This is a genomic window from Acinetobacter sp. N1-1, from assembly GCF_056711485.1.
Genome location: NZ_JBWXUO010000012.1, coordinates 164659 through 186495, shown reverse-complemented (window position 1 = coordinate 186495; position 21837 = coordinate 164659). Strand labels below are relative to the sequence as shown.

Sequence of the window (21837 nt, the reverse complement as noted above, 5' to 3'; positions counted from 1 at the left end):
TATAAAAGAGAATAGCTAACTCTTTTGGTTATATAAAAACCATTTTGTTTAAAAAATAACATGTTGATGCATGGTTATTACAATAATGAATAAAAAGACTTGCGTTAAAGTGATTGGCTCTATACAATGCGCTCCATCAAGTAAATTACTTGATACTTACTTTAAACCAGAAAGTAAGTGGTTGTTGCGGGATGGAGCAGTCTGGTAGCTCGTCGGGCTCATAACCCGAAGGTCGTTGGTTCAAATCCAGCTCCCGCTACCAATTTAATGAAACTTGCAAATTCATTAATCTAATTTAAACTTGAATTTTTCGCTTAAATTAGATATATTATTGCACACTATTGCGGGATGGAGCAGTCTGGTAGCTCGTCGGGCTCATAACCCGAAGGTCGTTGGTTCAAATCCAGCTCCCGCTACCAAGATTCTTGCTAAAAGGGCTCACATATAGGTGGGCCTTTTTGCACAGTGGGCTATGCTTTTCTGTGCTATAAAGGGCGGATTTACGCCCTTTTTTATTGCTATCGTGTAGTGTCGACATCAATTGGTCAAAAAGACATGCTTCACTACAAGAGGTTTGGTCGGCAAGGGCCGATTGTTGTATTGCACAAAATGACGAGAGTACATGAAACTATCAAATAAAACCCAAGCATTACAAGATATGATCGCCCCAGCGGTAGATGCTTGTAATGTTGATCTTTGGGGTATCGAATTCCTACCTCAAGGCAAACGCTCAATGTTGCGTATTTACATTGACAAATCAACAAATACAACTAATGATGAAGCTCAAGAGAAGCAAGGTATTAGTGTTGAAGATTGTGTTCGAGTAACGCAACAAGTTGGTGCTATTTTAGATGTCCATGATCCAATTTCAGGTGAATTTTCACTAGAAGTTTCATCTCCAGGGTGGGATCGTCCATTCTTTGAATTATCTCAATTGCAGGCGTATGTTGGTCAACAAGTTGCACTGCGTCTAATTAGTGCTGTAGATAATCGTCGTAAATTTCAAGCTAAGCTTGTAGCAGTTGATCTTGAAAATGAAATGATTCAAGTTGAAGTGGAAAAACAGCAAGTATTAGATATCGATAGTCACAATATCGATAAAGCAAATTTGGTTTATCAAGATTAAACTATTAAGAAAATCTGAAATATAGGTGACTTATGGGTCGTGAGATTCTTACCGTTGCAGAAACGGTTAGTAATGAAAAAGGTGTTAGCCGCGAAGCCATCTTTGAAGCACTAGAACAAGCATTGGTTGCTGCGACTAAGAAAAAATTTTATGAGGGTACGAACTCAGAAGAAGCGCGTTTACGTGTAGAAATTGACCGTAAAACGGGTGATTACAGCACTTTCCGTCAATGGGAAGTTGTTGCTGATGAAGATCATGAAATGCCTGCTTGCCAAGATGCGATTTCTGATCTAGACCCTGCAAAGTGGTCGATTGGCGATATTCGTGAACTTGAAGTTGAATCAATTGAGTTTGGTCGTATTGCAGCGCAAATTGCAAAACAAGTGATTGTTCAAAAAATCCGTGAAGCAGAGCGCGCACTGGTAGCAGATGCATATGCATCTAAAGTAGGTGAGCTTGTTTACGGTGAAGTGAAAAAGCAAACAAAAGATGGCTTTATTATTGATCTTGGTGACAATGCTGAAGCTTATCTTGCACGTGATGAAGTAATTCCAAAAGAATTACTACGCCCTAAACAGCGTGTAAGCGCGATTCTTTACGAAGTGAATCGTGAAGGGCGTGGTGCACAATTATTACTTTCTCGTGCAAAACCAGAAATGTTAATTGCTTTAATGCAAAAAGAGATTCCTGAAATTTCAGAAGAAATTATTGAAATTAAAGCTGCAACGCGTCAACCTGGTGTGCGTGCTAAAATTGCTGTAAAAACAAATGATCACCGTATTGACCCTGTTGGTGCATGTATTGGTATGCGTGGAACACGTATTCAATCTGTTCAACAAGAGTTAAATAATGAACGTATAGATGTTGTAGTATGGTCTGATGACCCTGCACAATATATTGCAAGTGCGCTTGAGCCTGCTGATGTATCTGGTATCGTAATTGATGAAGATGCAAGAACAGCAGATATTATTTTTGCGACAAGTGATCAATTGGCCCGTGCGATTGGCTCACAAGGTCAAAATGTTCGTCTTGCATCTGACTTAACTGGATATAAGTTAGACATGATGCTTGAAGAAGAGTATCGTGCACGTCAGCAAAACGAAACTCAAAAATACCTAGATATGTTTGTAACACGTTTAGATATTGATGAGGGTCTTGCAATGGCACTTGTTGAAATGGGCTTTACCTCATTTGAGGAAATTGCTTATGTTCCTGCAGAAACATTTAATGAAATCGAATTAGATGTTGATACTGTTGAACTGTTACAAAGTCGTGCAAAAGAAATTGCACTGGCAGAAGCATTGCAACAGCAAGAGAACATTCAAGAACCAAGCCCTGAATTATTAAATATGGAAGGCATGACGCAAGAGATTGCATATGCACTTGCTAGCCGTGGCGTGATCACAATTGATGATTTAGCTGACCAAGCAACTGACGATATTGCAGATATCGATGGTCTTGGTGCTCAAAAAGCTGGTCAATTAATTATGAAAGCTAGAGAATCATGGTTTAACTAGGAGGTAATAAATGACGGACAAGTCTATAAAAGAGTTGGCGCAAAGCGTGGGACGTCCTGTTGAGAAGCTCCTAGAGCAGGTGAAAAATGCAGGGTTGCCACAGCGAGTAGCTGATGATGTCTTGACTATAGAACAGCAAAACACTCTCGTAGACCATCTTAAAAAAATGCATGGTCAAAATGAGAGCAGTGCAGGAAAAATTACTTTGAAACAGAAAACAACAGGTACAGCAAAAGTTGCCAGTACTTCTGGTAAGGCAAAAACGATTAATGTAGAAGTACGTAAAAAGCGTACATTTACAAAGCCTGACCCAAAACAGCTTGCTGTAGAAGCTAAAGCAAAAGCTGAACAAGAGGCTAAAGCAAAAGCTGAAGTACAGCAAAAGGTAAAAGCCGAACAAGAAGCAAAAGTAAATGCTGAAAGTAAAGCAAATGCGACACTTGAAGCAATGCGTGCTGCGCAGAAAAAAGATAAAGTAACAGCAGAAGCACCAAAAGCTGCAGCTGTCGTGGTTAGAAAGCGTGGTGGTGGTATGGTTAAGCCAAACACTAAACCATCGAAAAATGCTGAACAGAAAAAAGCATTACAAGCGCAAGAAGCACAGTTAAGAGCAACTGAAGAGGCAACACGTCGTAAAGCGGCTGAAGAAGCACAACAGCGTACGCTTGAGCAAATGCGTCAAATGGCATCAAAATATTCAAATGATGATGGTGCTGCAAAAATTCGTGTTGTAGATGACTCTCCATTGGCAGCTGGTCTTGTTGGACAAGCATATGAAGAATCATTTAAGAAAGAAGACCGTGAAATTAAACGCGGTGGTGGTGGTAAAGACAACCGTAAAAAGGGTGGTCGCCATAATCAAGAAGAACAGAACTTCAGTAAAAATAGCCATCATAAGCGCGGTTTAAAAACAAGCCAAGGTAACAAACACGGATTTGAAAAACCTGTTAAGAAACAAGTTTATGATGTTGAAATTGGTGAAACCATTATTGTTGCTGACTTAGCACAAAAAATGGCAATTAAAGTTCGCGAAGTTATTAAAATACTCATGAAAATGGGTGAGCTCGTTAACCAAAACCAAGCGATTGATCGTGATACAGCATCTTTAGTTGTAGAAGAAATGGGACATAATCCTGTTCTAGTTTCTGACAATGCTGCTGAAGACAACTTAATTGAACAAGCTGAGCAAAAACGTGGTGAGTTAACAACACGTCCACCAGTTGTAACAATTATGGGTCACGTTGACCATGGTAAAACATCATTGCTTGACCGTATTCGCCGTGCGAAAGTGGCTTCAGGTGAAGCAGGTGGGATTACACAGCATATTGGTGCATATCATGTTGAAACAGAGAAAGGTATTATTACTTTCCTAGATACACCAGGACATGCTGCATTTACTTCAATGCGTTCACGTGGTGCAAAAGCAACAGATATCGTAGTACTTGTAGTTGCTGCTGATGATGGTGTAATGCCACAAACAGCGGAAGCGATTGACCATGCACGTGCAGCTGGAACTCCAATCATTGTTGCAATGAACAAGATGGATAAAGAATCTGCTGATCCTGATCGTGTATTGAATGAGTTAACAGCGAAAGAAATCGTTCCTGAACAATGGGGTGGTGATGTTGCTGTAGCAAAAGTATCTGCACATACAGGTGAAGGTATTGATGACTTACTTGATCAAATTTTACTTCAAGCAGAAGTAATGGAGCTTCAAGCTTCGGCTGAAGGTGCTGCACAAGGTGTTGTTATTGAAGCACGTGTAGATAAAGGTCGTGGTGCAGTAACTTCTATTCTTGTACAAAATGGTACATTGAATGTTGGTGATTTGATCCTTGCTGGTTCATCTTACGGTCGTGTGCGTGCGATGTCTGATGAAAATGGCAACCGTATTAAATCGGCTGGCCCTTCTATTCCTGTTGAAATTTTGGGTTTACCTGAAGCACCAATGGCAGGTGATGAAGTTCTTGTTGTAAATGATGAGAAGAAGGCACGTGAAGTTGCTGGAGCACGTTCAGATCGTGAACGTCAGAAACGTTTAGATCGTGCAAGTGCAATGCGTTTGGAAAACTTAATGTCTTCAATGGGCAAAAAAGATGTTCCAACAGTAAATATTGTACTTAAAACAGATGTACGTGGTTCTTTAGAAGCTTTACAAGTTGCATTATATGAACTTGCAACGGATGAGGTGAAAGTACGTGTTATTGGTTCAGGCGTAGGTGCTATTACCGAGTCTGATGTAACACTTGCAGAATCTTCAGATGCTGTACTTCTTGGCTTTAATGTACGTGCAGATACAACAGCACGCCAAAAAGCAGATGAAGATGAAATTGATATTCGTTACTATAGCGTTATTTATCAATTAATTGATGATGTTAAAGATGCAATGAGTGGCAAATTACCACCTGAACATCGTGAAACGATTCTTGGTGTTGCACAAGTACGTGAAGTGTTCCACTCAAGTAAGTTTGGTGCAGCCGCTGGTTGTATGGTTATGGAAGGTACAATTCATCGTAATAAGCCAATTCGTATCTTACGTGATGATGTTGTAATTTTCCAAGGTGAGCTTGAATCTTTACGTCGTTATAAAGAAGTTGTAGAAGAAGTTCGTGCTGGTATGGAATGTGGTCTTGCTGTTAAGGGCTATAAAGATATTAAAGCACTTGATAAGATTGAAGTATACGACGTACAAATTATTAAACGGAGTCTTTAATGGCAGGTAGTCAGCGTCTTAAGCGTATGGCAGACACGGTTCAGCGAGAACTCGCTGAACTTATCCGCCAAGAGCTTAAAGATCCTCGTTTAGGTGGTTATGTAACCATTTCTGCTGTAAAAGTAAGTCCTGACCTTGGTTATGCAGAGGTGTATGTCACTGTAATGGGACGTGACCTGCAAGATGACCAAACAGAAGAAGCACATAAAGAAACACTTGGTGTTTTAAATAAAGCTTCTGGATTTTTACGCCAAGAGTTAAGCCGTAGATTAAAAACACGTGTTACCCCACGTTTGCGTTTTCACTATGATAAAACAAATGCACACGGTAATTATATGTTTGGCTTAATTGAAGAAGCAGTAAAAGATTTACCTGAACGAAAAAAAGATGAAGATTAAAAAAAAGCCACCTTCGGGTGGCTTTTTTATATTTATGATTTTTTGCTTGTATGAATGGTATTTTCTTTTTTTGTCTTCCCTTTAGGAACAAAGCGATATTTAGACCAAGGTAGAGGTCTTTCAATGCTTTCAGGAACATCACCACTGAGTGAGCGAAGTTTTAAGTGAAGTGCTGCTTGAGCCATAAGGTTTGCAGATACTGGTGCTGTAATAAAAGCAAGTAAAGTAAGTAATAACGCTGAAAACCCAAAATGACCCTGAAAGTAGCTATAAATCATTGCCGCAATAAGAAAGCTACCAAGACCAAGTGTACTAGATTTGGTTGGCGCATGTAGGCGAGTAAATAAGTCGGGTAAACGAATCATTCCAATACTTCCAACGAGCATGAAAAAGCTACCTAGAAGTAAAAAAAAGGAGATAATGATTTCCATGATAAGCTGTGTTGACATGATAAATATATCCCTTTTTAGTCAATAACATGACCGCTAGTGAAGTAGCGGGCAAGAGCCATTGTTGAAATGAAGCTTAGCATTGCAATAAGTAATGCACCCTCAAAAAGATAAGTTGTTGTCCAATAAATACCAAGAATAATAATTAAGCCTGTTGTATTTAAAAATAATGTATCTAGCGCTAGCAGTCTATCGACAATAGATGGCCCAATAATTAGACGTATCAGGCAAAGAGACATAGAAATTGTTGTTGAGAGTAAGCATATTCCAAGGATATATGGCAGGATAATCATGATTTTTCTCCTGATTTTACTTTGAATATCTTAATCAGCGGTTGTTCATAGCGTATTTTAATTTGCTTTATTTCCGCTTCAGGATCGGTTGCATTTAAAGCATGTACTAAGATATCACCTCGTTTTTGGTCTATACCTGCACTGACAGTACCTGGAGTAGTGGTAATAATCATGGCTAATAATGCATTTACTTGTTCGTGCTGTGTGGAAAGTGGAATACGAAACCACTTGGGTTGTAAGTTTTTTTTAGGACCTAAAACCAGTTTAGCAACAACAAAGTTAGATACAATAATATCTATGAGTACTGTATAAAATAGCTGTATGGCTGCAACCCAATGAATATTCGGTGTCCTTGGGATAAATGGTGCAACCATTTTTGGAATAATAAGTGCAAGAATAGCAGCAGTTAAAATATCTACTACTGCAAGAGTATGGTTGAGTACTAGCCATGCAATTGCCGAAATAGCTGAAAAGAATGGATGTGGTAACCAGCGGGAAAAGCGAGTTCTTCTTTTCATTTATGGCTCCATAAGTTGCAGTTTTGCACCATTATTCTTTGTGGGAATCGTAGTGGACTGATTTAATTGTTGTTGTTGAAATTCAATTTGCTGTTTCTTATATAAAGAAATATGCGTGCCATTGAGTGTATCTGGTGAAATAATATAGGGAATAAAATGTGCATTAGGGTCAGGGTTTTCTCCTGCATATTTTGTTTCTGCAATATATTTTGGGTCAAATGGTTCTACACTAATAAATTCACCACGCATATTCTTATGCAAAATTAGGTTTTGATATGCTTGTTGCTGTGTCAATGTAGTTGCTGCATTAAATAAATATTTCTGTATTGGGTGTGCAAATACAACATAGAGTACAAGGCTGATTAATAAAATATAAATAGTTGTATCATTACGACTAGGTGCATGATTGGATAAAGCTTGATATGCCTCATATCCTATACGATTAGGATTTGACTCGGGTTCGGTTGCTTGCCAAAATAAAATAAACCCAACACGTATAAATGCAATGATACTCAGTAGGCTAACAATAAGAATCGTACCAATAATCCAAAGCTGTTGAGGCGTATCTTGTGTTGCTTTTAATAAGAAAACTTTGCCTAAAAAACCACTAAATGGAGGTAATCCAGCCATCATTAAAGCAATGAGAAAAAAGCAAATAGAAATGAGTGTATTTTGCTTCATTTTTGGTGCAATTTTGAGGTGGTCTTTAAATTCTCCACGTTGAGCAGTGATCCATCCACAGAGTAAATAAAATGCAGCTCCAATAATTGTGCTATGCAAGAGATAATATAAGCTTGCTGCCCAAGCCTCAGGTTTGTGCAGTCCTAGCCCGATACAAATTGTACCGAGTGAAGAAAGAATCATAAAACCAACAAAGCGTCTTAGGCGAATAGCACCCATGGCACCAATAACACCATATACTGATGTAATAAGCCCTAAAATAAGAACAATATCAAATAGCGGGGAGGGACGATCAAGTAGTATTGTTGAGTTTACTCTTAAAATTGCATAGATACCGACCTTAGTCATTAGTGTAAATAGTGCTGCAACAGGTGTACTCGCAACAGCATATGTCTTAGGTAACCAAAATCCTAATGGAAAAATTGCTGCTTTAATTGCAAAGACAGTAAAGAGTAGATATAGCCCTACGGTTGCAAGATGTAGTTGATCAGGTTGTAATTTCTGTATTAATCGAGCAACATCAACCATATTTAGGCTGCCTACATTTGCGTAGATAAGTCCTAATCCGATAAGAAATAATGCACTGGCAAATAAGTTGATAATGACATAATGAATGCCAAGCTGAAATCTTGCTTTACCATCTCCATAAATGAGGAGAACATAAGATGCCATGAGTAATATTTCAAAAAATACAAATAGATTAAATAAATCTCCTGTTAGAAATGCACCACAAACACCCATAAGCAAAAACTGAACGAGTGCATGAAAATACCGCCCTCTTAAATCCCAATCTTTACTTGCAAACCAAACGATTGGCATTGCTAAAAGATAAGTTAAAAACAACATGAAAGCTGAGAGTCGGTCAAGAACTAAGACAATACCAAAGGGCGCACGCCACTCGCCAAGGTCATATGTCATGATTTGACCTGTAGATGCATGTATTAAATAAAGTGTTGCAGTAATTAAACCTGCAAATGTTGATATATAGCTGATGAATCTGCGTAAAGGTTGGCGTTTATCATGCTTTAAATATTTTGAACCTGGATTACCTAATAGGAGGAGTAAAAAGCCTGCAAAAGCAGGAATTAAAATGCTAATAATAGGTGTCTGTAGTTGCCAGAAACTGATTATTTGGTTCATCATTGGACATGATCCTCATTTGGGTCATTTGCCAATTCTGTAATTTCTTTGGAATCTATATGGTCTGTTCCCGATTCATAACGGCTACGTAGTGCTAGCTGAATAATAAAAGCAGTTGTTGCGAAGCCAATTACGATTGCAGTGAGCACAAGTGCCTGTGGGAGAGGGTCTGTAATAGATGTTGCTTCAGTTAAAATTGCAGGTGAATTTATTTTAACTCGACCCATGGCAAATAAAAATAAATTGACTGCATAGCCAATCATTGCAAGCCCTAGAACGACAGGAAAGGTTCTTGCTCGAAGCAGAAGATACACACCTGTTGCAATTAAGAGTCCAATAGCCGAGGCAAGTAATAATTCAAGACTAATCATATTTTACTCCTTAGGTACAATTGGACCAGACATAGATGAGTGACGAGAGTCACCAAGTACTGAAATCATAAGCATGGTTGAACCAAGTACAGCAAAGTAAACACCTAAATCAAATAGTGCTGCAGACGTAAGGTGAAGTTGTCCGAGTAATGGTAGTTCTACATAAATATGTGCACTTGTTAAGAATGGTCGAGACCAACCCCATGCAAGTAGACCTGTACACCCTGCAATTGTTAGACCTATACCAATCCAGCGTTCATAACGTCGCCCCGATTTTGCATGTAGTAAGCGTTCAGCACGATCTTGCCCCAATGCAATGTATTGCATAATGAGTGCCATAGCAGTAATAAGCCCTGCAATAAAACCACCACCTGGATAGTTGTGACCTCGTAAGAAAATATATAGGCTGACGACGAGTGCAATAGGCAACACCCATGACGTACTGGTTCTTACTAAAAGAGGTGATGGTGTGAAGCGATAAGTTAGACCTTTTGTCGTTGTGGTACCATGTGCACGCATACCATCCATGAGACATAATGTACCAATACCTGCGATACCGAGTACGGTAATTTCTCCAAAAGTATCGAAACCACGAAAATCTACTAAAATAACATTTACAATATTAGAACCACCACCAAGTGGCAGAGCTTGCTGTACAAAGAACCATGAAATAGAGTCATGGTCACGTGTTAAAATAAGCCAAGCAATCCAGCCAATACCTAAACCTGCACTAATTGCAATCATTGCATCACGCCATCTTCTAGTTTGTGATGATTCGTAAGGTGTGAGTTGTGGCAGTAAAGAAAGACTCATAAGCAACAGTACAGTTGTTACAACATCGACAGTAATTTGAGTAAGTGCTAAATCTGGTGCAGAAAGCGTAATAAATATAATTGATACTACTAATCCAACGGCACCAATAATAAGTACTGATTTAACTCGCTCATGGTGAAACCATAGAAGCATCCAACATGCAGTAAATAGTAATGCCCAAAGCACAATGGCTAATAATGGTGCATGGGTTAGAATGCGTGTACCTGTTGATAATGGATATGAAAATAAAGGTATACACACTAATGTAATACTAAAGAGAATGATCCAAAATAAATAACCTTGTAAACGTCCTGTTTCTGTCGCTAGCTTTATTTTTCTAGATAGATTTTCAAGAAATACAAGTATGGCTTCAAAGATAAAGCTGCATTGTAATGGACCTAAGGAGTGCTCAAGTTCAATACGACGAATTTTCCCACGATATGCAAAGAAAGCATAAAACAAAATACCACCTAGAAGAGCAATTAAGCTCATGATAAGTGGTAGGTTGAAGCCATGCCAAATAGCAAGGTGAGGAGAGTCTATAGATTGTTGAAGAGCCGATTCAGTAATTATTTTGACAGCACTCTCAGCAAAAAATGCAGGAAAAATACCCACAGCTAAACATGCAATAGCTAGAAAAAGAATAGGTGAACGCATGCCAAAATGCGGTTCATGTGCATTTTGATTAGGGATATCTTTACCCAATGAACCATCAAAGAAAATGCCATGAATCATGCGTATAGAGTAAGCAACAGCAAATATACCTGCTAGGGTTGTTACGATAATAGCCAATATCGCACTTGTTCCAGTAAAAGCTTTGCTAATCTCTGTGAAAAACATTTCTTTAGAAATGAATCCATTTGTAAGTGGAACGCCAGCCATTGCTGAGGCTGTAATAAATGTAAGCGTTCCTGTAAATGGAAGAACTTGCCATACCCCTTTTAACTTACGCAGACTTCGTGTACCCATTTCATGGTCAATGACTCCTGCAATCATAAAAAGTGCTGCTTTAAAAGTTGCATGGTTCAGAATATGAAAAATTGCTGCGGCAATCGCTAGTGGTGAGCCTATGCCCAATAGGCACATAATTAAACCAAGGTGGCTAATGGTAGAGTAAGCCAATAGTCCTTTTAAATCTTCTTTAAAAACTGCAAAAAATGCACCAATACAAAACGTAATGAGTCCAACGGCTGTTACTAGTTGATGGAATAGTGCAAATCCTAGAAAAATGGGAAGAAAACGTGCAACAATGAAAATGCCTGCTTTTACCATCGTGGCAGAATGAAGGTATGCGGAAACGGGTGTTGGCGCTGCCATGGCATTGGGCAACCAAAAATGAAATGGGAACTGCGCACTTTTTGTAAATGCACCAAGTAAAATAAGTAAAAGTGCAGGCGTAAAGAGTGGGCTATATTGTAGCGTTGTACCCATATTTAAGAGCTGATCAATTTGATATGTCCCTGCAATCTGCCCAAGAAGAACAAAGCCACCCAACATGGCTAAACCACCTAAGCCTGTAATGGTAAAAGCCATTCGTGAGCCACGCTGTGCCGCATCATACTGTTGCCAATAAGAAACCAATAAGAATGATGAAATACTCGTAAGCTCCCAAAATACCATTAAAATAATTAGGTTATTTGAAAGAGAAATTCCTAGCATTGCTGCCATAAACAACATAAGTAAGCAATACAGCTTACTCAAACTGCTTTTTTCACTCAGATAATAGTAGGCATAGATAAAAATAAGTGTACCAATACCACTAATTAAAAGAGAAAATAAAAGCCCAAGCGCATCTAAGCGAAAACTGAAGTTAATACCAAGCTCAGGAAGCCAACTCCACTCTTGAATGATGCTTTGACCCTTAAATATTATATTTGCTTGGGTTAACAAAAGTGTGAAGCAACTCAAACTAATACCAACTGCAATGAGCATTTTTATCAGTCTAGGGAGCTGATGTAGACTTGCACTGAGTACTGTACCCAAGAGCAAAGGTAAAAGTATGATAATCGCTAGCACACTTGTGTCCTTTTTATGATGTTAGGCTGATCGAGATCACCTAAGTTAATTTTTTAAACTTCAAAGGAAAACAAGGAATTATCCAATATTCAAAGTCTAAAATTGGGAGTGCTTAAAACATTATCTATATCAAGTTATAGATTGTTTAAAGTCACATGAAAAAATAAAATCTAAACACATTGTAATCAATTTAGCGCACAAAAATGAGGCTTTTAACATTAAAAAACAGCATAACATGCATCTAAAAAATCAATGAATATATTTTTTTATAAAGTTTTTTCGCCAAGGTTTTAAAATAAATAATGCTAAAAGTGCGCTAAGTACATCAAATGAAATTGCAAAGTAAAAAACGCTGTTCCAGTTTTGAGTATGTTGAAAGAGTAATGAAGCAAATGGCCCACCAAATATAGACCCAACTCCTTGAGATAAATAGAGCCAACCATAGTTTGCAGTTGAGTGTTTTGTACCAAAAGTGTCTGTAAGTGTAGATGGGAATAGAGAGAAAATTTCACCCCAGCCAAAAAAAACAACGCCAGATAAAATTACAAATAAGATTGGGTCTTGACGGCACATTAACCAGATTAACATTGCAATTGCTTCTAAGAAAAAAGCAATAAACATGGTGTTTTCTCGTCCCATCTTGTCAGAAATAAAACCAAATAAAGGTCGAGTTAAACCATTGGTTAGACGGTCTAAACTTAATGCCAATGGTAGAGCAGCCATGCCAAAGACGATGGTATGACTAATACCAAAATCTTCCGCAAACGTTGCCATTTGAGAGGTAATCATAAGACCTGAAGTCGACATCATTACCATCATTAAAAACATTAACCAAAAAATGGGTTGGCTTAACATTTCTTTAGATGTGAATTGATAGTGTCTATTTGTAGTTGATAATGGTTGTTTAAATTCTTCAAAATAGTATGGAGGTGTTTTTAGTCCTAGACTTGCAAGACCACCTACACAGCAAAAAATGACACCAAATAGAATAAGTGTATGTTCAAGACCATATCGAGCAAGCGAAATACTCACAGGAAATGTGGTGAGTAATGCACCCATACCATAACCTGCTGCAACGACCCCAGCAGCAAAACCACGATTTTGTGGAAACCATTTGACCATTAATCCAACAATACCAACATAAACGATACCTGTACCTAAGCCACCAATACAGCCATACACTAAATACAACTCAGTTAAATGAGCAATTTGTGATGAAAAAATCCAACTTAGACCAGATAAAATAGTACCTATGAAAATGAGCCTTTTAGGGCCAAATTTGTCAATCAGTTTGCCTTGAAATGGAGAAAAAAAGGTTTGCAGAATAATAAGTAGTGAGAATGTGACTTGTAGCTCAGGTAAACTTACCCCTAGTTTAGTCATAAATGGTTTGGTTAATAATGTCCAAATATACTGTGGGCTAGAAATAGAAGCCATACATATGAGGCCGAGAATAAGTTGATACCATGGTGTATTTTTAGTTATTTTATTTGTATGGCAATTTATCATTTTTGGATCTCTTATGTGTTTTATAAGAGGTCTGCATATTATGTGCCAAAATAGATATGAGCCAATGAAACTTCAAACAAAAAATTTAGGTATAAAACAATAAATCTGTTATCTTATTTTTGCTTTATTTGGCAAGTGATTATGAAGCTTACAGCGTAATTGTGTCTTAAGTCGTATATGATAAATAGCACTTTACTTGTAGAGTAGTTGAAAACAAAATAATGGGACGATATGACATTCATATGGTCTTAAATTGGTTACGATTTGATGCTGCTATTTAGTTTTGCTGTATTCTTAGTAGTAGAGGAGCCTAGGCAAATAGGATATTGCTGAAGAATAAAATAGGATATTTTTTCGTATCGAGAATAAACACATTAATAAGTACGCAGCGTAAGCAACGAACTTAAATAATGTGATGATTGGAACGAGACCTATTATATATACACTTTCAAGTGACTATTTTATTTATTTCTGTTTCTATGCCTTTACTCAGCTCAAAGTAAGATATCACTTTACGAAAATCAATGAGCAGATAAGAGGTTATATGCTCAATTGATGAATAATTAGTATTGTCATCTCGTAGTGCTAAGGTTTGGTTGATGCGATTTGCCAAACGGCATCATACGATGTGGGTTAAATAATATAACTCACTTTGTTTTTGTAATCCGAATGAATCCATCTGATTGATGAAATAGGAAAACATAATATGTCTAAAATTTTTGATTTTGTAAAACCTGGTGTTGTAACTGGCGATGACGTTCAAAAAGTATTTGCTGTAGCGAAAGAAAATGCATTTGCACTTCCTGCGGTAAACTGTGTGGGTACGGATTCAATCAATGCTGCACTTGAAGCTGCTGCAAAAGTCAAAAGTCCAATCATCATTCAGTTTTCTAATGGTGGTGCAACATTTATTGCTGGTAAAGGCTTAAAAACAGAACAGCCACATGGTGCTGCAATTTTAGGTGCAATTTCTGGTGCGCATCATGTACACCTTTTGGCAGAGCATTATGGTGTACCTGTTATTTTACATACAGACCACTGTGCAAAAAAACTATTGCCATGGATTGATGGTTTATTAGATGCAGGTGAAAAGCACTTTGCAGAAACAGGAAAGCCATTATTTTCTTCACATATGATCGATCTGTCTGAAGAGTCACTTGAAGAAAATATCGAAATTTGTGCAAAATATTTAGAGCGTATGTCAAAAATTGGCATGACGTTAGAAATTGAATTGGGTTGCACAGGTGGTGAAGAAGATGGTGTAGACAATAGCCATATGGATGCTTCAGCACTGTATACACAACCTGAAGATGTTGACTATGCATATGAAAAACTCAATGCAATTAGTCCACGCTTTAGTATTGCTGCTTCATTTGGTAATGTACACGGCGTGTACAAGCCAGGTAATGTGAAATTAACACCAACAATTTTACGTGATTCACAAGACTATGTAAGCAAAAAACATAATCTTGAGCATAACTCACTTGATTTTGTATTCCATGGTGGTTCAGGTTCTTCTGCTGAAGAAATTAAAGAATCTATCAGCTATGGTGTCATTAAAATGAACATTGACACAGATACACAGTGGGCAACATGGGATGGTGTTTTACAATTCTATAAAAAGAATGAAGCATATTTACAAGCACAGTTAGGTAACCCTGAAGGTGCAGACAAGCCAAACAAAAAATTCTATGATCCTCGTGTATGGCTACGTGCAGGTCAAACATCTATGGTGACACGTTTAGAGCAAGCATTTAGAGAGCTAAACAGTATCGACCGTAACTAAGATGAAGTTTAAATAAAAAAGGAGCGAAAGCTCCTTTTTTATTTTCTTGGTTTTTTATTTTTAAGCTGTTGAATCAAATCATAAATATAATGGATATTTAAACTTGATTTTGCACGTGTGCATGCAACGTAAAGCAAACGAAGTTCCTCATCACTAATTTTATAGTCATGCTGGTTTAGCTTAAACTGGTAGTCATCTTCAAGATGAACACGATCCCATTCTAAGCCTTTGGCTTTATGTGCAGTAGAGATGACATAGTCTGCTTCATCAATGGGGGTAATTTGAGTAAGTGCCTTTTTTAATGGGCCTGAACCATGTTCATCGACCAATCGTACAAGTGGTTTTATATCACTGCCTTCATGTGTTTCACAGTATTCATGTACATCATGCCATGAGTTAAACCATGCAAGTTCAGGTACATCTGTAACGCGCTTTCCTTGTTTAAGCATGCTTGCTGCATCAATAAAACGCCCTAAACGTGCATGGTCTGCTTGTAAAGTCACTTTGTCATTATTAACTAAACCTGCAAGCAATAGCTCCATTGCACGTGCATTGGTACGACATAAAATGGCATCACGCTGTTTGGTATGAGGCTTATTTACCACTTTGGAAATTTGATTTGGATTTCCCAATAAAGGTACGGTTTCACCAAGTCCGCCAAGGAGTAAATTTGCCACTTGTGCAATGTCTTCACCAAAACGAAAGGATGTGGTGAGTCGTGAAGCAGGTAAAGGAAGCTTTTGCATGGCATTGACTGCGCCACGCCATGCATAAATTTGTTGATGTGCATCGCCAACATAAATGACTTGGGTTTGTTGCTGTTTGAGCAAAATACCTAGCATGAGGGGGGCTGCATCTTGTGCTTCATCAAATAATACGTAGTCTGCAGGAATGACGGGATTAGAGAGTGCCCATAGTTTTAAGTAGATATCATGCCCGATACCTGCTTGATGTTCAGGATGAATTGACTCAAGCCAACGTCGCTCTAAAAACGGATATAAATGTTTTTGTAATGCATCAATGTCGTCTGTATGTAGCCAACTGGGTGCTTGAATATGACGCGGAGCAGGGTACTGTGAGTTTGTAGAACAAAAATAACCTACAGCATTGACGACAAGACCTGCCAAGCGACTTGGCATAATGGTATATTTTTCATAGCGTCCACCCATTAAGCGTCTCAGCGTAATTGGTTCAAGGCGGTATTCTTTGGCCAAAAAAGCAGGGCTTAGACGAGGAAGCCGTAACTTATCGGTAATTGAACGAGGGACACTGCGAAAAGCCAAGGAGTGAAAAGTTCTGCTGTCGACTTGTCGGTCAAACTTTTTTTGAGCTTCACTTGCAATGGCTTTATTAAATGCCAAATACATACCACGCCGTTGAGGCATGGCATGGCTAATCATTTGTAAAGTCGTGGTTTTACCTGTACCTGCATAAGCAACCACTTTTAATGACTCACCAAGTAATGCATGTTCAATGGCTGTACTTTGTTCGTCTGTAGCCTTTGGAGTTGTGGTCATCTTAATGTGTACGGTTTGCCTTTTCGACTAAACCTGAAAGACCTTGGCGTCGCGCAAGCTCATTTAGAATATCTTGTGGGTTTAAGTTGAAGTATCCCAACATCACAATACTATGAAACCAAAGGTCTGCCACTTCATAGATGAAGTCATTTTTATTGTTCAAGTTCTTTTCTAAGTCAAAATCTTTAGCGGCAAGAATGGTTTCAAAGCTTTCTTCACCCACTTTTTCTAGAATTTTATTTAAACCTTTATGATAAAGCTTGGCAACATATGAGCTATCAGGATCCGCTTTTTGGCGTTCAACCATCATCTGACCTAAATAATCTAGGATTTCGACAGATTCTGCTTGTGTCGTTGCACTTTCCATCGCAAGTGTATGTGCATTTTTCTCTGAGGCATTGGCATAAATATCTTTAGGGTCTTTGAGTTGATGATCTACAATTTCCCAACCATTTTTGGTTAGCTTTCTATAAAAACATGACTCGCGTCCTGTATGGCAAGCAATGCCACCTTTTTGTTCTACTTGTAAAATAATGACATCTGCATCGCAGTCTAAGCGAATTTCATGGACAACTTGAAAGTGTCCTGAGGTTTCACCTTTATGCCACAATTTTTGGCGTGAACGAGAGAAGTAAACCGCTTGATTTTTTTCTGCCGTCATTGCAAGAGATGTACGATTCATCCATGCAACCATGAGTACACGACCTGTTTGATGATGCTGTGCAATAGCAGGAATTAAGCCTTGTTCGTTAAATTTTACCTCATCAAGCCATTGCACGTTATTCATGGAAATCACCAAAATTAAAACTAAAAAAGAAAATATGATCTATAGCAGACATATATTAATAGTGTACGTGAAGTTATACGATTTCTAAACGCTTTTCTTATCGAACCAAACGCCATATAACAAGTAAGGCACTGATAATAATGAGGAGTATAGAAATAAACCAAGGTGAGATAATTGCAATAGAGAGCACAATTAAAAGTACGCTGCCAAAAATCCAGTTTCTTTTTTGCTGATACTCAAGCTGTAATCGCAGTTGTTGTATTTCTCGTAATTGCTTATCTTGCCATGCAGACTGATTTTTTAATCCATTGAGGCTATTGACAATTAGACTTGGTAAATCTTGTGCACCGAGTAAAAGATCGGGGATCTGTTTACCAAATTGCTTAATATTATAAATAGGATCCATATTGGCTTTGACCCATTTGGTTAAAATAGGTTTTGCCAATTTCCAAATATCTAACTCAGGGTAAAGATCTGTGCCTAAGCCTTCGATATGTACCAGTGTTTTTAACAACAACATGAGTTGAGGTGGAATTTCTAATCTAAAACGCCGTGCAATATCCATAATTTGCAGTAAGATACCTGCAAAGTCGAGTTCATGCATTGGCTGTGAAATCATTGGTGCAATAGTTCTACGCATTTCACGTGCAAGAGCATCTTGGTTGGTATCGGGTGGAATCCAACCTGCTTGATGCACGACTTGAATCAATTGTGTAAAGTTGCCATTCATGACTGCAAGGAGCATGCGCGCCACAGTCATTTGGTCTTTTTTGGAAAGCTCACCCATAATTGCACAGTCAAGTGCAATGTATCTTGGATTTTTAGGGTTAATGGTTTCTACGAAAACATTGCCCGGATGCATATCTGCATGAAAAAAGTTATCTCGAAAAACTTGTGTAAAAAAGACAGTGAGTCCTTTTTCAGCCAAATCTGCACGATCTATTCCCAAACTGTCAAAGGTTTCTGTATCTGAAATAGGCACACCTGTAATGCGCTCGGCAACCATAGCATCGGTGCTATCCATATAGACTTCAGGCACATACATCATACTTGAGCCTATAAAGCACTGGCGCATACGACGAGTATTACTGGCTTCTAATGATAGGTCGAGTTCATTGAGTATGGTTTGACGGTATTCTTGAATAATTTCAAGTAAATGTACTGCACGTGCAGCTTCGAGTCGGTTTTCTAAATGTTGCCCGAACCATGTTAAGACTTCAAAATCTTGAATGAGTTGGGGGTGAATATCAGGGCGTGTTACTTTTACAACGACTTCACGGTCATCATGTAGGGCAGCAGTATGCACTTGAGCAATAGATGCAGCAGCTAGAGGTTGGTCATCAAAACGTTTAAATAAAGTATTTAAATCTGCTTTAAATGAAGCCTGAATGCGCTCTTTTGCAACTTGTATAGGGAAGGGCTTAACTTGGTCTTGTAGCATGACCAACTGCTGTAAAATTTCAGGTGGAATTAAATCACGTCGGGTAGAAAGCAGTTGCCCCATTTTTATGGCGAGTGGCCCCATATCTTCAAGGGCTTCTTTGAGTTTAAGGGGGTTGTTTATATGCTTACTTGACCATGCTGCAGGGTGTATGCGAATGAGTTTAAGCAATGGATGTGCTTTAGGTGGAATATCTTCCGCAGAGATTAAAGTATCTAGTCGATAATGCGCTGCAATACGCCATACTTCGAGTAAACGTGAAATATGCGGAATCATAATTTAATCACCCGAATGATTTAAAGTAAGTTTTTCTTTAAGCAATTTAATTTTTGCATCGAGGCGATCAATATTTTGTTGTAGTTGTCGAGTACTTTTGTTGAGATCATCCATTTCCCATCTAGCAGCAAATAACTTACTGTCTTCTTTAATGGTGTCTTCTAAAAAGAACATCTGACTTTGAATTGAACGTTGAATATATTTCGGTACAACATGTACTTGACCAATAGCACTAGAAAGATTTGCACCTATCCATGGTGAAAGCTGTGCAGCAATATCAGGTTGTATGTGTTGTAAGATGTTCTGAATATTTTGCAGTAAATGGTAATCGCCTTGTACAGGAATATTACCCACCTCTTTATTTAATAGTAGTTTTGCTAAGGCAACAATGTTCTCGACATGTAGCGTTGTAGTTGCATCAACCACATGCTCTTTTTGGTTAAAAGGTCGTTGCTTAAAAATAGAAGCTACTGAGGTATGACCTGTAACGGTTGGTTCGAGCCGAATTTTTTCAGCATCGAATAGAACGTCGACAGAGAGTTGAGGCGAGTCAATAATGACGCGTAGGCATTGACCTTCTAACGCATTCAATTGGACACGTGTAAGTGAATCAAGGTCAACCATACGGTTAACCATTTTTTCTGCAACGCTGAGCGCCAGTACTGACCACATGAGGAATATCCTTATGTTTTAAAGTTTGAAGCCACGATGTACAGCAACAATACCTGCTGTAAGGTTATGGTAGTCACAGTTTTGGAAGCCTGCATTTTCCATCATGCCTTTCAGCGTTTTTTGGTCAGGGTGCATACGAATTGACTCTGCCAAATATTTATAGCTTTCTGAATCATTTGCAATGATCTTGCCCATTAAAGGCAATGCTGTAAATGAGTAAGCATCGTAGAGTTTTGAAAATGGTTCAAAGATTGGCTTTGAAAACTCAAGAATAAGTAAGCGACCACCTGGTTTAAGTACACGTAGCATGGACTCAAGCGCAGCCTCTTTATTGGTAACATTACGTAAACCAAAGCTAATTGTAACAAGGTCAAAACTATTGTCTTCAAATGGTTCTAAAGATTCAGCATTTGCTAAAACAAAGTCGACATTGGTACAACCTGCATCGATAAGACGATCGCGACCAACATTGAGCATTGACTCATTAATATCTGACAATACAACATGACCTTCTGAACCAACTTCACGACTGAACACTTTAGCAAGGTCACCTGTACCACCTGCAATATCAAGTACGTGCTGACCACGGCGCACACCTGACATCTGAATTGCAAAGCGTTTCCATAAGCGATGAATACCAAATGACATAAGGTCATTCATAAGGTCATATTTTTTTGCAACAGAATGGAATACATGAGCAACTTTTTGCTCTTTTTCTTCGGTACGTACTGTTTCAAAACCAAAGTGTGTGGTTTCACCCACTTGTTCGTTTTTATTTGCACCTTTTGGAAGCGTGTATTTATTATTGTTTAATGTTTGTGATGAGGTCTGCTGACCCTGAGGTGTACCTTCAGGTAAAGGAGAAGATAAAAATGGACTCACTTTGTCTGACTGAGTAGCCGTATTTGGTGTTGTTGTAGGCGTTTGGTTTTCATTCGACATGGAGTTTCTCCTGATCACGCAGAATAGTTAAAAAACAACATTACTAAACAAGGAATCTTTGTTTGTATTTACTGTAATGTATAGATAGGTCAATAATATACAGAAAAAATCTGTTGTTGTGGCATTTTATCTTATTGCTGAGCTAAGCAAATGGTGAAGGATGCCCCGTATGTAATTTTTCAATCACTAGTCGTTCTTTATTCGTAAACGTTTTTACAAAAGTTGCGGCAGATTTTAATGGTTTTAATGCCACAAATCCTTCATGCATGAAACCATAAAGTGTGTCTAATTTATGTTTATATGCAAGTGGTTTTCCCATTTTAAATACTGTTTGAAGCATGAAAGAGCGTAAATGACGGTCTAAATAACAGCCAAGTTTATCGGTCATTTCAAGCTGTTTGAGCCGTTCCTTTTCTTGTTCTACTTGAATATAACACTGTTGCATCATTGCATTATTTAGAGGTGTATTTAGATCATATTGTTTAAGTAATGCTTCGGCAACTTCTTCATCGAGTTGTACAGCTAAAATGGAAAGCTCAATACCATGTGTACCTGTTTCAATGGCTGTACTTGGAATGAGTCGTTCAATTTTATGTGCATGTTGAATGAGGCGAGAAACTTGTTCTGCAATGAGATCAAAGTCAGGGCCGCCATATAAACGTTGCACAAAATAGTGCCCCATCAGCTCATGATTCTTTTGTGCAAAAAAATGTTGGTGTGCTTTACATAGTCTGTGTTTCTGCCACTGTTGTACATCATGTAAACGTTTTTTTAGTGCAGGATTATTATGGTATTTAAGTTGTTGATACCGTGATACGAGATCGTCAAGTACAGCAAGTTTTGACATATGAATATAAAACAACAAAAGAAAA

General features: G+C 38.2%; 18 protein-coding genes and 2 tRNA genes. 7 read left to right on the top strand and 13 right to left on the bottom strand.

What is annotated here, in order from left to right:
- Nucleotides 1–185: 185 nt before the first annotated feature.
- From AC1MPL_RS01090 to AC1MPL_RS01065, 6 genes are all read left to right on the top strand, one after another.
- Nucleotides 186–262, top strand: a tRNA-Met gene (locus tag AC1MPL_RS01090).
- Nucleotides 263–342: 80 nt separating this feature from the next.
- Nucleotides 343–419: transfer RNA gene (locus tag AC1MPL_RS01085), tRNA-Met, on the top strand.
- A 203-nt stretch (nt 420–622) separates the two neighbouring features.
- The gene (rimP, locus tag AC1MPL_RS01080) at nt 623–1126 is read left to right on the top strand and encodes a ribosome maturation factor RimP (RefSeq protein ID WP_479763546.1); all 504 of its coding nucleotides are present in this window, start codon (nt 623–625) and stop codon (nt 1124–1126) included.
- Between the two features lie 32 nt (nt 1127–1158).
- The gene (gene nusA / locus AC1MPL_RS01075; RefSeq protein ID WP_479763545.1) at nt 1159–2643 is read left to right on the top strand and encodes a transcription termination factor NusA; all 1485 of its coding nucleotides are present in this window, start codon (nt 1159–1161) and stop codon (nt 2641–2643) included.
- Between the two features lie 10 nt (nt 2644–2653).
- Nucleotides 2654–5356, top strand: a complete 2703-nt coding sequence (gene infB, locus AC1MPL_RS01070; RefSeq protein ID WP_479763543.1) for a translation initiation factor IF-2 — start codon at nt 2654–2656, stop codon at nt 5354–5356.
- Entirely contained in the window at nt 5356–5754 is a 399-nt protein-coding gene (locus AC1MPL_RS01065; RefSeq protein ID WP_023273052.1) for a ribosome-binding factor A, read from the top strand. Before infB ends, AC1MPL_RS01065 begins: the two co-directional genes overlap by 1 nt.
- 32 nt (nt 5755–5786) lie before the next feature.
- Here the strand turns inward: AC1MPL_RS01065 and AC1MPL_RS01060 are convergent, their stop codons facing one another.
- The 7 genes from AC1MPL_RS01060 to oxlT all read right to left on the bottom strand — a co-directional run bounded on the left by AC1MPL_RS01060 (nt 5787) and on the right by oxlT (nt 13544).
- The gene (locus AC1MPL_RS01060; RefSeq protein ID WP_479763541.1) at nt 5787–6203 is read right to left on the bottom strand and encodes a Na+/H+ antiporter subunit G; all 417 of its coding nucleotides are present in this window, start codon (nt 6201–6203) and stop codon (nt 5787–5789) included.
- A gap of 17 nt (nt 6204–6220) precedes the next feature.
- A complete protein-coding gene (locus AC1MPL_RS01055) occupies nt 6221–6496 on the bottom strand; it encodes a monovalent cation/H+ antiporter subunit F (RefSeq protein ID WP_023273050.1) in 276 nt (91 codons plus the stop codon).
- On the bottom strand, nt 6493–7014 hold the full coding sequence (locus tag AC1MPL_RS01050; protein ID WP_479763539.1) for a Na+/H+ antiporter subunit E: 522 nt from the start codon (nt 7012–7014) through the stop codon (nt 6493–6495). The genes AC1MPL_RS01055 and AC1MPL_RS01050 overlap by 4 nt, the downstream gene beginning before the upstream one ends.
- Nucleotides 7015–8835, bottom strand: coding sequence for a monovalent cation/H+ antiporter subunit D (locus AC1MPL_RS01045; protein ID WP_479766121.1), 1821 nt, complete (start codon nt 8833–8835; stop codon nt 7015–7017). It abuts the gene before it with no gap.
- Nucleotides 8835–9206 (bottom strand): Na+/H+ antiporter subunit C, encoded by a 372-nt coding sequence (locus AC1MPL_RS01040; RefSeq protein WP_479763537.1) that lies wholly within the window; start codon nt 9204–9206, stop codon nt 8835–8837. Before AC1MPL_RS01040 ends, AC1MPL_RS01045 begins: the two co-directional genes overlap by 1 nt.
- Nucleotides 9207–9209: 3 nt before the next feature.
- On the bottom strand, nt 9210–12035 hold the full coding sequence (locus AC1MPL_RS01035; protein ID WP_479763535.1) for a monovalent cation/H+ antiporter subunit A: 2826 nt from the start codon (nt 12033–12035) through the stop codon (nt 9210–9212).
- 249 nt (nt 12036–12284) lie between these two features.
- Nucleotides 12285–13544, bottom strand: coding sequence for an oxalate/formate MFS antiporter (oxlT, locus tag AC1MPL_RS01030; protein WP_479763533.1), 1260 nt, complete (start codon nt 13542–13544; stop codon nt 12285–12287).
- 706 nt (nt 13545–14250) lie between these two features.
- On the opposite strand from oxlT, the gene fbaA reads away from it, so the two are divergent.
- The gene (gene fbaA / locus AC1MPL_RS01025) at nt 14251–15330 is read left to right on the top strand and encodes a class II fructose-bisphosphate aldolase (protein WP_479763531.1); all 1080 of its coding nucleotides are present in this window, start codon (nt 14251–14253) and stop codon (nt 15328–15330) included.
- A 38-nt stretch (nt 15331–15368) separates the two neighbouring features.
- Here the strand turns inward: fbaA and AC1MPL_RS01020 are convergent, their stop codons facing one another.
- The 6 genes from AC1MPL_RS01020 to AC1MPL_RS00995 form a co-directional block, all read right to left on the bottom strand.
- On the bottom strand, nt 15369–16847 hold the full coding sequence (locus tag AC1MPL_RS01020; RefSeq protein WP_479763529.1) for a UvrD-helicase domain-containing protein: 1479 nt from the start codon (nt 16845–16847) through the stop codon (nt 15369–15371).
- Between the two features lies 1 nt (nt 16848).
- Nucleotides 16849–17634, bottom strand: coding sequence for a bifunctional phosphoribosyl-AMP cyclohydrolase/phosphoribosyl-ATP diphosphatase HisIE (hisIE, locus tag AC1MPL_RS01015; RefSeq protein ID WP_237415035.1), 786 nt, complete (start codon nt 17632–17634; stop codon nt 16849–16851).
- A gap of 97 nt (nt 17635–17731) precedes the next feature.
- Nucleotides 17732–19351: an ABC1 kinase family protein gene (locus tag AC1MPL_RS01010; protein ID WP_479763527.1), complete on the bottom strand. Its 1620-nt coding sequence runs from the start codon at nt 19349–19351 to the stop codon at nt 17732–17734.
- A gap of 3 nt (nt 19352–19354) precedes the next feature.
- A complete protein-coding gene (locus AC1MPL_RS01005; RefSeq protein WP_479763525.1) occupies nt 19355–20023 on the bottom strand; it encodes a ubiquinone biosynthesis accessory factor UbiJ in 669 nt (222 codons plus the stop codon).
- Nucleotides 20024–20041: 18 nt separating this feature from the next.
- The gene (gene ubiE / locus AC1MPL_RS01000; protein ID WP_479763524.1) at nt 20042–20965 is read right to left on the bottom strand and encodes a bifunctional demethylmenaquinone methyltransferase/2-methoxy-6-polyprenyl-1,4-benzoquinol methylase UbiE; all 924 of its coding nucleotides are present in this window, start codon (nt 20963–20965) and stop codon (nt 20042–20044) included.
- A 142-nt stretch (nt 20966–21107) separates the two neighbouring features.
- On the bottom strand, nt 21108–21812 hold the full coding sequence (locus AC1MPL_RS00995) for a DUF8198 family protein (RefSeq protein WP_479763522.1): 705 nt from the start codon (nt 21810–21812) through the stop codon (nt 21108–21110).
- Nucleotides 21813–21837: the final 25 nt, after the last annotated feature.

Bases quoted from the DNA above. Each gene is read 5' to 3' on its own strand.
- ubiE (WP_479763524.1), bottom strand. From the start codon at position 20,965: ATGTCGAATGAAAACCAAACGCCTACAACAACACCAAATACGGCTACT.
- AC1MPL_RS01010 (WP_479763527.1), bottom strand. From the start codon at position 19,351: ATGATTCCGCATATTTCACGTTTACTCGAAGTATGGCGTATTGCAGCG.
- AC1MPL_RS01065 (WP_023273052.1), top strand. From the start codon at position 5,356: ATGGCAGGTAGTCAGCGTCTTAAGCGTATGGCAGACACGGTTCAGCGA.
- AC1MPL_RS01005 (WP_479763525.1), bottom strand. From the start codon at position 20,023: ATGTGGTCAGTACTGGCGCTCAGCGTTGCAGAAAAAATGGTTAACCGT.
- fbaA (WP_479763531.1), top strand. From the start codon at position 14,251: ATGTCTAAAATTTTTGATTTTGTAAAACCTGGTGTTGTAACTGGCGAT.
- oxlT (WP_479763533.1), bottom strand. From the start codon at position 13,544: ATGATAAATTGCCATACAAATAAAATAACTAAAAATACACCATGGTAT.
- AC1MPL_RS01055 (WP_023273050.1), bottom strand. From the start codon at position 6,496: ATGATTATCCTGCCATATATCCTTGGAATATGCTTACTCTCAACAACA.
- AC1MPL_RS01045 (WP_479766121.1), bottom strand. From the start codon at position 8,835: ATGAACCAAATAATCAGTTTCTGGCAACTACAGACACCTATTATTAGC.
- infB (WP_479763543.1), top strand. From the start codon at position 2,654: ATGACGGACAAGTCTATAAAAGAGTTGGCGCAAAGCGTGGGACGTCCT.
- AC1MPL_RS01040 (WP_479763537.1), bottom strand. From the start codon at position 9,206: ATGATTAGTCTTGAATTATTACTTGCCTCGGCTATTGGACTCTTAATT.
- AC1MPL_RS01060 (WP_479763541.1), bottom strand. From the start codon at position 6,203: ATGTCAACACAGCTTATCATGGAAATCATTATCTCCTTTTTTTTACTT.
- AC1MPL_RS01050 (WP_479763539.1), bottom strand. From the start codon at position 7,014: ATGAAAAGAAGAACTCGCTTTTCCCGCTGGTTACCACATCCATTCTTT.
- nusA (WP_479763545.1), top strand. From the start codon at position 1,159: ATGGGTCGTGAGATTCTTACCGTTGCAGAAACGGTTAGTAATGAAAAA.
- hisIE (WP_237415035.1), bottom strand. From the start codon at position 17,634: ATGAATAACGTGCAATGGCTTGATGAGGTAAAATTTAACGAACAAGGC.
- rimP (WP_479763546.1), top strand. From the start codon at position 623: ATGAAACTATCAAATAAAACCCAAGCATTACAAGATATGATCGCCCCA.
- AC1MPL_RS01020 (WP_479763529.1), bottom strand. From the start codon at position 16,847: ATGACCACAACTCCAAAGGCTACAGACGAACAAAGTACAGCCATTGAA.
- AC1MPL_RS00995 (WP_479763522.1), bottom strand. From the start codon at position 21,812: ATGTCAAAACTTGCTGTACTTGACGATCTCGTATCACGGTATCAACAA.